Below are 14,355 nucleotides of genomic sequence, written 5' to 3'. Positions count from 1 at the left end.
GGCGCTCCTATTGGTGGGCCGCAGCTTGGTGCCGGAGATCCGCGAGCGTGACGGGCTCGCCTTGTTCATCGAGGTGGGCCTGCCAGTACTCCCATCCGGACTCCACGTCAGCCCCGTCTTCCTTCGCCGCGCGGTCAACGGTCTCGCAGATGTGCTCGCCGACCCGGATAGAGCCGTCGTCGGTGACCTCTGCGACGGTGCGGCGATCGGGGTCCACCGGAGTCAGAAGGGTTCCGACCGGGATGACCCCGGACGTGACGAGGTGCTCGAACGTCGGCATGGAGAGCCCCTCCATCGTCGGTGCGACGTCGGGTCTGGTCAGGTCCGGCTCGTAGTTGGGGTCGGTGAGCCGCTTGAACCCCTCATGGATGACGTTCGCCATCAGACGGCGCCGTTGATGTAGGAACTCCTCGTAGCCCAAGCTGGTCCAGCCGTCTGGTAGCGCGTGCCATTCCTCCTGGCGGATGCGACGCTGCTCATCAATCTTCTTCTCTGCTACCTCCTGGGGCCAGTAGTCCGCAGGAGGTCGGTTAGAGATTCCGATGTTGTCCGACCACTCGACGAGTGCGTAATTGGCCACCTGGTTGATCTTCTTCGTGTCCTTCAGACCCAGCACACTGATGAGATAGTCGCGAGGGAACAGATGGTGTCGCTCGATGCCCTTAACCATGGGTCGGGGACCGATCCAGTCCTTTACCTTTGATGTCGACAGCAGCACGTCGGCGTCGAGAACGTTCAGGGCCGCGATATAGGCGACGTAAGCAGGTGCCCCACCGGATGAGGTGGTGAGCCCGTCGATGAGTGTGACCCGCCACCAGTCGTCCGGCACGGCCGCGTCAATCTGCTGATTCAGCACCTTGACGAACTGCGCCGCCCCGGACGGCAACCCGTCGAGACGGTTGAGGTCTTCCTGCATGCGTGTCTCGGGACTATTGGTGTACCGGCCGGTGAGCTGGGACATGAAAAACCAGCGGGCCATGACCTCACGCAGTTCATCAACGGGCACGCCGAAGTCGACTCGCCCGATGATCCACAGCGCGTAGGAGTAGAGGATTGTGTTTTTCGACGTGATCATGTCGCGGGACCGGAATCCGGCACGCTCCAACACTTTCAGGAACTCATCCCAGTGCAACGGCTTCAGCGCATTGGCGTGTCCAGACCGTAGGCCGGCCAGAGCAGCGTCTCGCTTGGAGGCGTCGATCTCGCGGCTTCGAGGGTCACGGCCGCGTAGGAAGTTGTAGGCGTCGGCCAGCTTGGCGCGCCGCAAGCCCACAGCAACTGAGACGCGCAGGATTTGCCCTGGATCGAACGACATGTACGGGTTGTGGGGTGTCCAGGCAGTCTTTTCTCCGAAGATCTGGGTCACTTCCGACGGGGTGAACCTGGAGTTCCTCGCCCACGATTCCAAGTCGTTGCGGCCATTCTCCCAGAACACGCTGAGCCAGGTGAGGATGAAGTCAGCCGCTGAGAGCGGCGCACCTTCACTGTTGATTCTGACGAAAATGTCCGCGACGGTCTCGCGCGAGACCTCTTCCTTGATTTGCACAACCTGAAATGCGTATTCCTGCAATTTTGCCAACCGTTGGATCGACAGCTCAACCTCATCTTCAAGATCACTGTCGACAGTGCGATTGTCGTCCTGGCGGAGGCGCGTGAGATATTCTCGCCGGGCCCGGATCGGATCCTTGAAGACGGCTGTGATGTCAGGGATCCACTCGGCGGACCTCAAGAACACTGGGGTAGGTACCTCGAATCGCGAAGTGAGGGGGTTGAACGATAGCGAGATTCGTTCGCGGCTGTAGTCTTCCCGCCAGACCTCAAGCCCTTTGACCACCGCGTACAGGCTAGTCAGCCGTTGCTGGCCGTCGACCACCTGCATAGTCGCGTCCTGCGTTTTGACTCCCTGTCCTATCGCCCGGGTGTGTCCAGCCTGCTTGTTCACCCAGAACATCAGCTCCCCAACCGGGTAGCCTCGGTACATCGAGTCGACGAGATCGCGCACCTTTGCGTTCGACCACACGAACGGTCGCTGGATGTCGGGTAGGCGCACCACTCCCTTGTCTATGCCGGTAACGAGTTCCAGCACAGTCCAGGGATGGTGCCCGAATGCTGTGGACATAACCTCTCTGATCCCCCAACTTGGCAAGACGTGAAGGTGGCAGCTACTCCGTCTTCAGCCCCGGAGCTACCGCCAGGCCCCACATCAGGTCACGACTTTCCACTTTGGTCAAGTCGCACCCCGACGGAGCCCAAGGGAACCGGTCGACTACGGTCTGCTACCGGTTGTGGGCCTTGAGGCGGGCCAGTCGAAGGCGCGAGCACTCACCTCAACCCGTGAGCAGGCATAGCGTTCCGTCGCCCATCAGCTGCCGCAGATGCTCACTCACCCGCGTCGGCGCCTCGCCGCCGTGAACAACCAATCCGGCCTCCATGTTGCTGGTGATCCCAGCCTGGGTGAGGTTCGCGCTGGTGACCAGCAGCGTGTGCTGATCGGCCACGGCGACCTTGGCGTGCATCTTCGCGTTGGGTTCCGTCCGGGACGCCGAGGGCCAGTGCCACAGACGAGCTCCCGGCACCGTCCGAAACGCATGAGCCGGCTCTACGCCGTTGAGTGCGCTGCCGGCGCCTTGCAGGGTTTCGACGACCACGTCCAGCCGGATTCCGCGTTCCGCGGCCTCGGTCAGGGCATCGATCACGGGTGCGTAGGGCTTGGCCGAGTAGGTGGTCAGGATCAGCTCACAGCGGGCATGCGCCACCAGATCGATCAGCACTTGAGCGGTGGCGCGGACCGGTACGACGCGGCTGGCCGGCCCACTCCAGACAGCGTGGGCGCGTTCGCTGGTGTGCTGGCTGTATCCGGCGGCGGCGCCGCGCAGGTAGGCGGCGGCTTCGGCGCTGGTGAGCCCGTCGGCCTGTTGGGCGTCGAGGACCGCGGTCACTGGTCCGGGGAAGTCGGGTACGGCGATCAGCTCGGTTAGCTCCTGGGTGCTGCGGTGTCCGGCGATGCCTTCGGCGAGGGCGGCGATCCGCCCGGGTCCGAGCGTGGCCAGCGCGGTGCCGACGGCGTCCGCGAAGTCGTTCATGGCAGTTGGGGGTAGAGCGCGAGCCGATCGTCGACGTCGAGGGGGACGACGAAGCGGCGGTCGAGGAAGCGGTTGCCGCGCTCGCAGGTGGTTTCGGAGACGAAGAGGCAGACGTGGCAGGCGGCCCCGTGCAGGAAATCGGCCGGGGCTTCGGGAAGACGTTCGGCGCACAGCGGGTCCGACGAGCAGTGTCGTGCCTCGCGTAGGGCCCGGCGAACCAGGCGGGTCAGCGGCTCGGGTTCGGCCAGCGACACTAGGCCGCCGAGGGTGCCCTCGGCGTCGGGGACGGCGGTGTAGATGAGGATTCCGGCGCGCGGGTCGTCGTCGTGGCTGGTGTAGATGCGTTCGGACAGGCTCGCGGAGTTGTAGCCGCATTCCAGCGCGATGGTGCGGATGAGCAGGTGCGACAGCGTGTGCAGGGCGAGGTAGCGGGCTCCGGGCCAGCCTTTCGTGGGGTCGAAGGCCCCTCTCAGTCGGTCGGAGTACCGGTTCCCGCGGAAGCGCACGTAGGCGTCGTAGTGGGACCGGACCTCTGTCGTGTCTTCGACGCGCTGTTCCCATTCGGTGAGGACGTCTTCGGGGATGCGGAGGAAGATGCCCTCGCCGCGTACCTCGCTGGCCGGGACCCACGTCGGACCGTCCCGTGCCAGTGGCGCGCGAGTGACCAGTTCAGGGTCGTCCGGGTCGGGCGCGTCGAGTCGGGTGAAGCCCACCAGTGCCCGCACCTCGCGGAGCCGCTCGGCCTGGACGACGTCGGCGAAGACCCTCTTTGAGCTGCGCCGGCACACCGTTGCGCCGCAGCGTGAAGTCTGCGGTGACTGGGGTCTCGTGGGCGGTGAAGATCTCCCACTCCGGGGTGCGTAGATCGTCGACATTGTTGGTCGCGGGGGCGTCGGATGCCTGGCGGTGTGCCTCGATCGCGGTCCAGAGTTGGTCGTCGTTCCATTCCGCGAACTCCCGCAGAGCGGGAACGTTGGTGCGGGCGAAGGGCAGCATGGCCGCGGTGGGCAGGTCCCTCAACATCGCCCAGTGTTGTTCGACTTTGGCTTGCAGGGCGTTGGCGCCTGTCCGGGGGACGGCGAGGGCGGCCAGCGTCCGGGCGAACCACTGGTTGGAGGCGTCGATGACCAGCAGTTTGGGATCGTTGGGGCAACCATTCGCGTCGAACCACCGCAGGTGGGGGTGGTAACCCGGCAGCGGGGCAGGTTGCGTTCGCCGCGAGCTCCGGTGGCTTCGCGGATGTTGCGGTACGCGCCGCAACTGCGGCATTGGATCTTGACGTTCGCGCCGAGGTTGCCGCCGCGGTCGTCCATCTGGAGGCTGGGCTGCGGCGCGGCCGGGCAGGCGTCGCCGCGATGGATGAAGGCGACCCAGGGAAAGTCGTCGAGGTGGCCGGCCGTGCAGGAGAGGACGAACCGCGCCGGGATGGCCAGCGGGCGCTTGCCGCCGGGCTTGCGCCGGCAGTTCTCGTGTTTGAACCGGGCGTCGTGGGGCCGGCGGACGTTGAGGTTCTCGAAGCCGAAGACGCCGGTCTCCAACGACGCCAACTCGTTGCAGGCCGTGCAGCGGAACCAGGTGGGGAACGGCGTCGTGGGGACACCGACGCGGGAGGCCGGCCCTGCCGGGTCGCGGTCGTTGTCGGGCAGCCGGCGCTGCACGAGGCGAGGTGTGCCATCCGCGTTGACGATGTCGGCCTTCACCCGACGGATCACCGTGTCGTCGAAGGCACGCTTGTCCGGCGTCGCGCCCCGAGCGAAGCGCTGATCATCGAGGATTTCCAGAAGCGCGGTGTACGACGCCTGGTAGCCGTTGTGCGGTGTCGCGGAGAGAAACAAACGGTGGGTGAAGTGCGGCACCATCCGGCGGATCAGCTTCGTCTGCTGCGAGTCGACCGCGTACACCTGCTTGGGTGCGGACGGCGCGACGTGGTGTGCCTCGTCGAGGATCAACAGGTCGAACGTGCGGGGGTACGTGGGCTCGCTGGGCAGTACCTCGGCCAACAGCCGTTGGGCCTTGGCCTCGCGTAGCCACGGGAGGCTGACGATCGCGCGGGTGTCGATGAGAAACGGGTTCGCCGAGGAGCCGTAGGTGCGGCGGACCACCGCGCAGCGCTCACTATTGATGATCGCGAAGTCCAGGCCGAACTTCTCGGCCATCTCATCGCGCCACTTCAGCGTGAGACCGGCCGGGCAGACGATCAGGATGCGCTGGGCGCGGTGGCGCAACATGAGCTCGAGCGCGACCAGCCCCGCTTCGATGGTCTTGCCGAGACCAACGTCGTCGGCCAGCAGCAGATTCACGCGAGGCGCGTCCACCGCACGGGCGACCGGTTCGAGTTGGTAGTCCTCGATGAAAACACCGGAGCGGAACGGCGCCTGAAGGGTCTTCACATCGGCGGAGGTGACCGCGGACCAGCGGACGGCGTCGAGGAACGCGGCAAGGCGTTCCGGTGGGTCGGACCCGTCCGGGTTGACGGCTGGCGACGCGCCGGATGGAAGTATTTGTCGCCCGGCTTCGACTTCCCAGATGACGTCGAGGGCCTCGCCGTAGTGGTTCTCTTCGACGCTTTGCAGGCTGACGAGCGTGTTGCGACGTCCGGGTTCGACATCGCCGACGATCCACTGCTGGCCCGGGACGCGGACGAGCTCACCGATCGACGGTGCCTGAACGGTCTCGGTCGGCATGGCCGTCCCATCGCTAACCGCAGGCTGGTCTTGGTCGCGTGAAGCGGCCAAGCGAGGGGTTTTATGCGTAAATCATGGTTAATACTCTTCATTTGTGCAATGCATGTATGTATATCCAAATCCCGGCTTTCCGGATAGATGGCGGGCCGCATCGCTGACGAGCAGAGTCGGCCCTACCTCTCAATCCTCGAAGCGGGCTACTGGTGCGGCGAGTGGATGGGGCTGGCCGGTCATCGCTGACATGGCGGCTGCGACTGCTTGGAGGTCGGCTTTGATGTAGGTGGTGGTTGCTGGGCCGTTGGAGTCGGTGTGGCCGGCGTAGGCTCGCGCCACGCCGTACCCGAAGTGCCGTCGACCCAGGTCAGCGTGGTGTGTCGGAGCCAGTGCGTGGAGATGCCTTGCGTGGCGACCCAGGGCAGGCGGTCCCCGATGCGTTTCCAGAGGTGGTCGTAGCGTCGGCTGGTCAACTCCCGACCGTCGCGGAAGCGCAGCAAGGCGTCGGCCGGTGCGACGGCGCTCCGACAGTGGGCGTGCTCGGCCAATCTGGCGGCCAGATCGAGTGTGATCGGCTGCCACCGCAGGGTGTCGCCCTTCTCGCGTAGCCGGACCAGGCCGCGTTCGACGTCCAGGTCCATCAACCGGAGCCCGAGAGCGCCTCCGCGCCGGCACGCCGTCTCGGTGTGCAGCCGCAGCAGCAACGCGTCGAGGATGACGTCGTTGCCGCAGGTGCGCGCGGCCAGGTTGATCTGTTCGAGTTCCTCGGCGGTCAACGCGCGACGGCAAGACGGCAATCGGCGAGGCTTCACGACCTGATGCGCCGGGCTCTTGCCACGATCTATCAGTCCGTCCGCGATCGCCCGGTTGTAGATCGCACGAGCCGCCGAAACCACATGCTCGCCCGCGTGGCGACCGCCGCGAGTATTGCGCCGGCACACCGCGGTGGCGATCATCGTGCGTTGCATCGCCTCGATGTCGCTGGCGGCGATCTGGTCGAGCGTCCACGTCCCCCACACCGAGGCTATCCGCGCCCAATACGTGCCGTACGTACGGTGCGCACCTGGGCCGGCCGCGGCGAGAACACGCGGGAGGTACTCATTCATCGTGGGCAGGCCACCGGGCTCAGGACAACTACCCTCCAGGTCCGCGACCGTGACGCCGAGTTGCTTCAATAGCTCACGAGCAGCGGTTACCCGCTCTGGATCAGCCGACATCGTCGGCTCCGTCCACCAGCAGGGCGTGGAGTTCACCGAGCAGCCGCACCACCGTGCTGGCCCGATGCGCCACCAGCCGATCCTCGGGAACCGACGCGACCAACAGGATCGGCGGCCCCGGCACGATCCCGCAGAGCCGCCGCAACGCGGCCGGCAGGGCAAGATCACCTCGGTCGCCCACCGTATGCCGACCACCGGGCGCCGAACCGATCACCAGGGCGCCCTCGATGGCGTCGATCTCGACCTGATGGCCTGGCGGCCAACGCAGCGCGCGCAGCAACCCGCAGGCGAACAAACGCCCTGAACGATCGAGACGAGCGGTCTCGAACAACAGTCCGGGCCCGGCATCGACCGGCAGTGCCAGCACCGGCAACGAGGGCAGCGGAGGCGGCGCCGGCAACCGACCGACCACCGGACCGGGCACCAACGCACCGATGAGACGTTCCTCGGACCGAGCATCAAAACGCACAGATGGACTCATGCCGCCACGTCAGCACACCGCCCTGACCTGCACAGGAGCGCCTACCGACACAGCATGGCCGCCGCTAGCCCACCCGCTAACGAAACGGCCATATTGGTGAAATTCCACGCAAACCGGTGTCCGAGGGGGATGAACCCCCATGCATTGCATTCCTGCATTAAGCAGGTATGCATTCACCCTTTATTCCATATACGATCGCGTGCCGCAACCCCGCGCCATCGGCTGTAGCCGAACTCTTGGTTACGGCTCTAGGATCCGGCTAAGCGGCGTTTGCTTATGTGGCAACTGGCCACAACGCACGGTCCCCGCCAGGCAGCCGCTCGCGTTCGGCGGGAATCGACGACCGGTCGTTTGAAGTGCGTTAATACGTCCGAAGTGCGATGGAAGCGCTGGGCCCGCTATAACGATCGCCGCGATTACGTCAGTTCGACGTTCTCGCCTCCCCATAGCGCCTCGCGTCGTCCTTGACACGGAAGAGGTCACTGGTTCAATCCCAGTATCGCCCACCACGTTGTTGCAAGTCAGAAGGCCAGCTCCCGGTTTGGGAGCTGGCCTTCTTCCTTCCGTGACCGTGATTTGACCGTGGACGTGGCGGCACCGACCGGCAGGTGCAAACCGCGAAGTGCCAGCCCAAAGCACCGTTGAAGCCCGCTAGCCACCACTAAGCGGCTCGCACTACCTGCGGCAGAGTTCGAGTTGACGAGCCCCCGCGCGGACGTCAGCGCCTGTAAATCCGTCGGCTCAGCCTACGAAGACATCCGATCTGCGTAACTCGCAACCCAGGAGGCGGGTTGATCTTGTCTGCTCCGTCAGCTCGCCGCGGCCAGCTGAGCCGATGCGAACGCGACTCCGTCGCTGTAGCGCTGGCGATTCTGCAGGCAGTGATAGAGACAGCCGAGCATTCTATTGAACGTGTGGCGTAGGGCGCTGGAGTGACGGTCACCGAGCGCCCGTCGACGGTCGTAGTGATTCCGCGGCCCGGCAGTACGCAGAGAAGCGAACGCCCAGACATAGCCGACGGCGGCGAGTCGTTGATTCTTGACTTTGCGGTGGTGGACGGTTCGACTGCGACCCGAGGCGCGGGTGATTGGTGCCGCGCCGGAGTAGGCCTTCAGTGATTTGGCATCAGCGAAGCGGCTGCGGTCATCTCCCATTTCCGCCAGAACGCGAGCGCCGGTGACGTCAGCCAAACCGGGAAAGCTCGTGATGATTTCCGCATCGGGGTGTTTCCTGAACGCGTCTTTAGTCGCTTCAGCTAGCGCGTCCACGGCCCGGCAAGCCGCGTCGAGTTGGCTGAGCAACGCCGTCGCCTGGTGACCGAAAGCCTCCTCGACGACGGGCAATTGACGCAGCTGAGGTGCCCGGAACGCGGCATGGATCCGATCGGCCCAGACCTCGATGTTCCGCTGCCGGCCGGCCCGGCGAAGTAGCGCTTGCAGCCGGCCGAGGGTGAGTTTCGCGGCAGCGGCGGGTGTCGGCGCAGCGGCGAGAACGGCTCTGGCCTCGCGGGAGTCCAAACCGATGTTCTTGACGTGGAACAGGTCCAGCGCCGCGGGAAAGTACTCGCGCAGCAGCGACCGAAGCTGGTTGACGACCTGGTGCCGCGACCAGACGGCGTCCTGCTGGGCTCGAGCCAAGACCGCGATCGCCTGCACCAGATCGGAGTCGGTCGGCAACGGCCGATGGACATGCCGATCAACTCGCAGGATATTCGCGAGAGTCATCGCGTCCGCATGATCAGACTTCGATCGCGCGACCGTATGCCGCTCACGATAGCGAGCCACCGCGAGAGGATTGATGGCATAGATCATGCGCCCAGATGCCCGAAGGCAGGCGACGAGCAGACCTCTGCTGGTCTCGATCGCAACAGGAATCGGCTGCTCAGCGCAGTCGCCATGAGCGGTGAGAAGCTGCTGCAGAACGTGCCACCCCGCAAGATCGTCGGCGATTCGCTGCTTCGCGATCAGCCGGCCATCGGAATCCACCAATGCGACGTCGTGATGCGCCTCCGCCCAGTCGATTCCACACGTGATCGTCAACAGCTCCTCCAAATCATTGCGACGAATAGAACCGACGCAGGGACACGCCACGCCCTAATGAGAGAGCTCGAAGCTCGACATCCGATCAGCAGTTCGTGACCCCAGCTGACCGCAAGATCCGCGCTCTGACTCAGGGCTTATAGCCCTGGTTGATCAAGCGGTCTTCCTGCGGATGGCTCGCGCCACGATCATCCCGGTCGCTGTCCGCATTGGCGGTCCCGGTGAATGGGCCTATCGGCACATATTTCCTAGCCGATCGCCCATCCACCGGCCGCTCCGCCGCGCCAGCCTTCACTCAGGAGTCCAGCTCCGATTCGAATCGAGACGTCGGAGGAGCGAACGCCCGACCTCGCCGGACGCCGACGAGAGTCATTAGGTTCGAATCCTTCACCCGCCACACGCAGTACGAACGGCCCGCTAGCAGGGGAAACCTCGCAAGCGGGCCGTTCGCTTTCCGCTCCCTCCGGCGCAGCGGAACGGGTGGCGTCCGTCACTGTCCGTCGGTCGCCGTCAGGAGCCGTCACTGGTTCCGGACGACTACCGGACGACACGCGGGCCGTCCGCGGGCCGCCTGTGGGCGCCAACACACCCGACGCGCGCTCGAATCACGGTCGCCGGGAGCGGGTGGCGACCCGGCTGGCGGCGCAGGCCACGCCCATGGCCCAGTGAGCCTTCGGCCTCCTCGTGCGGAGAACAGCACCACCCTGACCACGCGCCGCCAGCACCCCTGAACTGGGTACCGTTCGGGGAAAGGTAATGATCGGCGGAGGAGCACGGACGTTGAGTGAAGCCCGGATCGAACTCCGAGGCGGTCCCGCGAGCTACACCACCCTCACCGTCTACCGCGACAACAACCACCAACTCCCACCCACCATCGAAATGCTCGTCGCGGACGGCGTCCTGGACTACAAACTGACCAGCGCCGTCACCACCGACGGCTACCCGATCTACCGATGCCCGACCAACTGGCGACTCGCGGTACGCCGACCCGAGCCGACCCCGACCGCGGCAGCGCCGGAGACACCGGCCGGAGAGATCGACCCGCTGGACGCGCTACTCGCCGCGCTCGACCAAGAAGACGCCGAAGACCGCCGCTGAAGAGCCGAGCTATCGGACGTGTTCACCACCGCGTGGCGGCGGATCGACGACATCCCGGACGGCGACGCGGAGCGACCCTGGCTGTTCGGCGTCGCGTACCGGACGCTCGCCAACCACGCCCGCAGCCGACGCCGGCGGGTCCGGCTGGTCGACGAGCTGGCGGTGGCGCTGCGCCGGTTCGAACAGCAGCCGACCGGGACCGTCGTGGACTCGGAAGCCTTGGAGACGGCACTCGGCCGGCTTTCGGACATCGATCGGGCGATCGTCACGCTGACCGCCTGGGAGCAGTTCAACTCCGCCGAGATCGGCGCGATCCTCGACCTGTCCCCCGGGACCGTCCGCACCGGGCCCGGGCCCGCCTGCGCACCGCAATCGAATCCGACTCGCAGCGCTACGCGGCCCCCGCATCGTGAAGGCGTAGCGACCTGGACCCGTCCAGCTGCAGCCGGCTGACTTGGATGAACCTGGTTCGATCTTGGTTTCTCCGCGTGGACGCCGGGGGACACCGCGCCGTCCTCCAGGTACCGGGAGAGATCGACGCGCTGAGCGTCGCGTGGTTCCGCGACCGGCTGGCCGCCACCATCAGCGAAGTCGCCGCGGGCGGGCACCGCCCGACGATCCACCTCGATCTGCACTCCGTGGGCTTCTTCAGCGCCGCCGCCGCCGGTCTCCTGGTCGGCTTCACCGCAGCCGGCACCGAGGTGGTCGTCCACCGGCCCTCGCGCATCGTCTCCCGCGTACTGACCCTCACCGGCACCATCCCGTAGCTACGCGTCGACCCCGCCGAACCACCCCTGTGAGCTCCGGCCGAGGGCTACCGCGCGAGGCGGGATTCGTGCGGCGCACGATCCGTCGAGAACTCCGGCGCCAGCGGGCCGGCCGATCGGATCACTGGTCCACGTCAGTCACCACGGCGAGAACGAAACCGTCGTATCCGCGGCTTCCCACGGTCTGGATCGCGGTCGCGTCGATGTCGGTGCGTTCCGCGAGGGTGTCGACGAGCCGGCGGACGCCTGCGGACGCCTCGTCGGCAGCGGTCAACACCCGGCCCCCGCGGACGACGTTGTCGACGACGATGAGTGTTCCGGGACGGCCGAGGCGGACAGCGTAGTCGAGGTAGAGGGCGTTGGATGCTTTGTCCGCGTCGATGAAGACGACGTCGAAAGACTCGGGTCGCTGATCGAGCAGCGCCCGCAGTCCTTCCGCTGCCGGTCCGACCCGGATGTCCACCAGTTCTCCGAAGCCGGCCCGGTCGATGTTCTCCCGGGCCACCTCGGCGTGCCGTGGGTCCAGTTCGAAGGTGACCAGCTGGCCGGGTGAGTCGATGGCGCCGGCCATCCAGACGGTGCTGTAACCACCGAGCGTTCCCACTTCGAGGACGCGATGGGCGCGCACGCCGCGAACCAGGAGGCGAAGGAGTTTGCCCTCCGCCGGGGACACGCTGATCGCGGGGAGCCCGGCGGCCTCGCTGGCGCGTTGCCCCTCCTCGAGATCGTGGTCGCCGGCGAACAGGGCGGAGTAGAAGTAGTCGTCGACGGCCTTCCATGTCTTCCCGTCGGATGATCCCGGCTGTCCAGAGTGTTCGGACGCGATGCTCACGGTGCGGTAGCCCTTCGACCTCGGGTCGGCTGGTCGGCGGAGACATTAGGGCCGCGACGCTCTCCGGAGAAACGATCCGGTGCGGCCGGATCCTCGTCGACGGCGTCGAAGGACGCCAGCAGTTCGTGACCGGCCCGTTCGAGACCGTAGTAGACCTGGCGCCCGGCCCTCCGCCGGTGGACAGCGCCCGCCTCGTGCAGCGCGGCCAGATGTTCGGACACCGTGCTCGTCGGTAGGCCCAGTAGCGCGGCGAGACCGAGAGTCGTGGTGGGATTGCTCAGACCCCGGAGCACCTGCGCCCGGCGCCGGCCGAGCAACCGGCCGAGCCGGTCGGTGTCGGAAGCGCGGAACGGCGCCGCGCCGGACGCGAGCACCGCGGCGCCACGGCTCTGGTACGTCACCCTCAGCACGGTGGGATCGTCGGTCGAGCACATCGCCTGATGGTCGGCGAACAGAACAGGCACGAGAACCAGCCGTCGGCGCGAGGCGGTCGTCCAGGAGTCCCTGGCCTTGGGCAAGGTCAGCACCGGGGACTTCCAGCCGGCGACTCCACCCAGTTCGCCGAGTATCGATTCGGGCCCGCCGGTTGCGATGGCTCGTGCTCTGGAGAGCACCTCCTCTTCGAGCGCGACGCGCATCCTCGGCCAGAAGGGCTGTACGGCCCGCTGCCAGAACGTGAACAGGCTGTCGCTCAGCGCGGAGAAGGCCTTCTCCGGGTTCCGCTGGTAGATCGCCAACCAGCGCGGCGCTCCGTCGGGGCAGTGGGTGGCGACCTGGGCGTTGACCGTCGACGACGGTGTGCGGCGCAGCAGTTCCAGTTCGTCCTGCAGACCGGATGTCGTCGACGGCGACGTCGCGACCGGATGGAAGACGTCCGGTGTCCGCTGCCGGCCGCGCATCGTCGAGAGCCGGCCGTAGACCCCCAGCGGTGCGTTCCGGGGCATCGAGCGCAGCACGGCATGGGCCTGATCCGCCCACAGCGTGTACGGCCAGGGCGCCTGGCCCGAGCCGTACCGGTACACCAGTTCCACGGCGGCGGTCAGCTCCGCCAGTGGACTGATCGCGATGCGCGTGGACGCCACGGCGGACCGGCTGAGGCGGATATGGATCATCCGGCAAATCTGGTCGGACAGACGTGCCGCCGCAACCGGCCGAACTGCTTGCCTAGATGGAAAACAGTGAGTACTTTCCTTATAGGCAAGTAGTCGAGGGAGGTAGCGATGGAGAGCGGGACCGAACAACAGAAGGCAGCCGAGGCGCTGGCCGCCGTCGAGGCGCACCAGGCACGAACCCGGCGCGCCGCACGGCTGCCCTGGTGGTACTACCTCGCGACGTTCGTCCTCATCGCCGTCGGCTCGGCGGCCAACGACTTCGTGACGCTCGACGGCGCCAGGCTGCTGGCCGGAGCGGTACTGACCGTATTGGTCGCTGTGCTCGTGTTCCGCCTGGTCGCCGGGGCGTCGCTGCTGGGCAGGGCACGTGGAGTGGAACTCCCGTCACCCGACGCGCGCGCCTTCGTCGTCGTCGTGATCCTGGGGGTCGCCGGTGGCCTGCTCGTCGTCGGATTCGGCGACAGCGTCGTGCAGGCCGTCGCCGACAGCATCGGCCTGCGCGACTACCCGTACACGGTCGCGGGCGTCCTGTTCGGTGCCGTCTTCACCGGGCTGTTCGCCCTGTCCCAACTGCTCACCGCACGCTTCCGACCGGGCCGATGACGGTCTCATCTCCGTCAGACCGATCGAACCCGGGCATCGACCGGCTTCTCTCGGATCCGACCCGGCTGGCGATCATGTCGGTGCTCGACACGGTCGACTGGTGCGATTTCGCGTTCCTGCGGGACGCGGTGTCGCTGTCGGACTCCGCGTTGTCCAAACAACTCACCACACTCAAGAAGAACGGCGACGTCGAGCAACAGCGGACGTACCTCGGCCGTGTGCCGAAGACCACGGTGCGGGCCACCGCCGCGGGACGTCAGCGCTTTCTCGACCACGTCCGGGCTCTGCGCGCGATCGTCGAGCGCGCGCAGAGCCGTGATCCCGCGAAGTAGCGTGCCCCGATCGCGTCGACGCTCTGTCGTCGGCGGGTGGCGTCGGCGGGTGCGCTTCATCTCGACTACCGAGGACTCCACTTACTTAATAGGTGGCTCTCGCCGACGCGGGC

The 14,355-nt window shown here is 66.4% G+C and carries 14 protein-coding genes and 1 pseudogene; 5 read left to right on the top strand and 10 right to left on the bottom strand.

Annotation, left to right across the window (positions count from 1 at the left end; all coding sequences use genetic code 11):
- Positions 1 to 7: 7 nt before the first annotated feature.
- The 8 genes and pseudogenes from ACGFY5_RS43540 to ACGFY5_RS43505 form a co-directional block, all read right to left on the bottom strand.
- Positions 8 to 2,086 carry a DUF262 domain-containing protein gene (locus ACGFY5_RS43540; protein ID WP_392730787.1) on the bottom strand — a complete coding sequence of 693 codons (2,079 nt, stop codon included), beginning with the start codon at positions 2,084 to 2,086 and terminating at the stop codon, positions 8 to 10.
- Between the two features lie 241 nt (positions 2,087 to 2,327).
- On the bottom strand, positions 2,328 to 3,083 hold the full coding sequence (gene drmC, locus ACGFY5_RS43535) for a DISARM system phospholipase D-like protein DrmC (RefSeq protein ID WP_392730785.1): 756 nt from the start codon (positions 3,081 to 3,083) through the stop codon (positions 2,328 to 2,330).
- The gene (drmB, locus tag ACGFY5_RS43530) at positions 3,080 to 3,808 is read right to left on the bottom strand and encodes a DrmB family protein (protein ID WP_392730870.1); all 729 of its coding nucleotides are present in this window, start codon (positions 3,806 to 3,808) and stop codon (positions 3,080 to 3,082) included. Before drmB ends, drmC begins: the two co-directional genes overlap by 4 nt.
- Positions 3,753 to 4,106, bottom strand: coding sequence for a hypothetical protein (locus ACGFY5_RS43525; RefSeq protein WP_392730880.1), 354 nt, complete (start codon positions 4,104 to 4,106; stop codon positions 3,753 to 3,755). Before ACGFY5_RS43525 ends, drmB begins: the two co-directional genes overlap by 56 nt.
- 593 nt (positions 4,107 to 4,699) lie before the next feature.
- Positions 4,700 to 5,767 (bottom strand): annotated as a pseudogene (locus ACGFY5_RS43520) (SNF2-related protein); the annotation flags it as partial.
- Positions 5,768 to 5,997: 230 nt separating this feature from the next.
- Positions 5,998 to 6,867, bottom strand: coding sequence for a tyrosine-type recombinase/integrase (locus ACGFY5_RS43515; RefSeq protein WP_392730783.1), 870 nt, complete (start codon positions 6,865 to 6,867; stop codon positions 5,998 to 6,000).
- Between the two features lie 100 nt (positions 6,868 to 6,967).
- Positions 6,968 to 7,351 (bottom strand): hypothetical protein, encoded by a 384-nt coding sequence (locus ACGFY5_RS43510; protein ID WP_392730781.1) that lies wholly within the window; start codon positions 7,349 to 7,351, stop codon positions 6,968 to 6,970.
- 917 nt (positions 7,352 to 8,268) lie between these two features.
- Positions 8,269 to 9,498 (bottom strand): IS110 family transposase, encoded by a 1,230-nt coding sequence (locus tag ACGFY5_RS43505; RefSeq protein WP_392730780.1) that lies wholly within the window; start codon positions 9,496 to 9,498, stop codon positions 8,269 to 8,271.
- A 780-nt stretch (positions 9,499 to 10,278) separates the two neighbouring features.
- On the opposite strand from ACGFY5_RS43505, the gene ACGFY5_RS43500 reads away from it, so the two are divergent.
- The 3 genes from ACGFY5_RS43500 to ACGFY5_RS43490 are packed head-to-tail and all read left to right on the top strand — an operon-like array spanning position 10,279 to position 11,363.
- Positions 10,279 to 10,596 carry a hypothetical protein gene (locus ACGFY5_RS43500; RefSeq protein WP_392730779.1) on the top strand — a complete coding sequence of 106 codons (318 nt, stop codon included), beginning with the start codon at positions 10,279 to 10,281 and terminating at the stop codon, positions 10,594 to 10,596.
- An 18-nt stretch (positions 10,597 to 10,614) separates the two neighbouring features.
- Positions 10,615 to 11,049, top strand: coding sequence for an RNA polymerase sigma factor (locus tag ACGFY5_RS43495; RefSeq protein WP_392730778.1), 435 nt, complete (start codon positions 10,615 to 10,617; stop codon positions 11,047 to 11,049).
- Positions 11,050 to 11,084: 35 nt separating this feature from the next.
- Positions 11,085 to 11,363 carry an STAS domain-containing protein gene (locus ACGFY5_RS43490; protein WP_392730776.1) on the top strand — a complete coding sequence of 93 codons (279 nt, stop codon included), beginning with the start codon at positions 11,085 to 11,087 and terminating at the stop codon, positions 11,361 to 11,363.
- Between the two features lie 121 nt (positions 11,364 to 11,484).
- On the opposite strand, the gene ACGFY5_RS43485 is transcribed toward ACGFY5_RS43490, so the two are convergent.
- Together ACGFY5_RS43485 and ACGFY5_RS43480 are read right to left on the bottom strand one after the other, a co-directional pair.
- Complete coding sequence (locus ACGFY5_RS43485; protein ID WP_392730775.1) at positions 11,485 to 12,195, bottom strand: O-methyltransferase; 711 nt, start codon at positions 12,193 to 12,195, stop codon at positions 11,485 to 11,487.
- The gene (locus ACGFY5_RS43480) at positions 12,192 to 13,307 is read right to left on the bottom strand and encodes an ArsR/SmtB family transcription factor (RefSeq protein WP_392730774.1); all 1,116 of its coding nucleotides are present in this window, start codon (positions 13,305 to 13,307) and stop codon (positions 12,192 to 12,194) included. Before ACGFY5_RS43480 ends, ACGFY5_RS43485 begins: the two co-directional genes overlap by 4 nt.
- A 108-nt stretch (positions 13,308 to 13,415) precedes the next feature.
- Between ACGFY5_RS43480 and ACGFY5_RS43475 the strand changes: the two genes are divergently transcribed.
- Both ACGFY5_RS43475 and ACGFY5_RS43470 read left to right on the top strand, forming a co-directional pair.
- Entirely contained in the window at positions 13,416 to 13,910 is a 495-nt protein-coding gene (locus ACGFY5_RS43475; RefSeq protein ID WP_392730772.1) for a hypothetical protein, read from the top strand.
- Positions 13,907 to 14,242, top strand: coding sequence for a winged helix-turn-helix domain-containing protein (locus tag ACGFY5_RS43470; protein ID WP_392730771.1), 336 nt, complete (start codon positions 13,907 to 13,909; stop codon positions 14,240 to 14,242). The genes ACGFY5_RS43475 and ACGFY5_RS43470 overlap by 4 nt, the downstream gene beginning before the upstream one ends.
- Positions 14,243 to 14,355: the final 113 nt, after the last annotated feature.

The organism is Cryptosporangium sp. NPDC048952 (assembly GCF_043197895.1).
Classification (GTDB): Bacteria; Actinomycetota; Actinomycetes; order Mycobacteriales; family Cryptosporangiaceae; genus Cryptosporangium.
This window is presented reverse-complemented; position numbering and strand designations above follow the sequence as displayed.